The sequence below is a fragment of the Mesorhizobium sp. M6A.T.Ce.TU.002.03.1.1 genome, assembly GCF_003997275.1.
Taxonomy (GTDB): domain Bacteria; phylum Pseudomonadota; class Alphaproteobacteria; order Rhizobiales; family Rhizobiaceae; genus Mesorhizobium; species Mesorhizobium mediterraneum.
Genome location: NZ_RZTI01000331.1, coordinates 1 through 416 on the forward strand (window position 1 = coordinate 1; position 416 = coordinate 416).

The 416-nt window shown below is 62.7% G+C and carries 1 protein-coding gene; it reads right to left on the reverse strand.

Translation table 11 applies throughout. The features are described 5' to 3' along the window. A partial coding sequence (locus EOC93_RS33805; RefSeq protein WP_164759409.1) for an urease accessory protein UreG occupies nucleotides 1-372 on the reverse strand: 372 nt, incomplete at its 3' end. Nucleotides 373-416: the final 44 nt, after the last annotated feature.

The window sequence follows — 416 nt, forward strand, 5'->3', positions numbered from 1 at the left end:
GTAGAGTGTTAGGTCGGCAAGGTCCGGCGAGAAGGTGGCGGCAAGGTTGTCGCCGCCGGATTCGATGAAGATGATGTCGAGATCGGGAAACTTCCGGTTGAGCTCGGCGATCGCCTGCAGATTGATCGAAGCATCCTCGCGGATGGCGGTGTGCGGGCAGCCGCCAGTTTCCACACCGACGATGCGGTCCTCCGGCAGCGCCTGCAGCCGCGCCAGCATCATGGCGTCTTCCCTGGTGTAGAAGTCGTTGGTGACGACGGCGATGGAGAATTCGTCGCGCAGCGCCTTGCAGAGTTTTTCGGTGAGCGTCGTCTTGCCCGAGCCGACGGGGCCGCCAATACCGATGCGAAGGGGACCGTTGGCTTGGGTCATGTCGGGAACTCCGTGATGGCAAGGACTGCGAAGCCGAGCCCGAT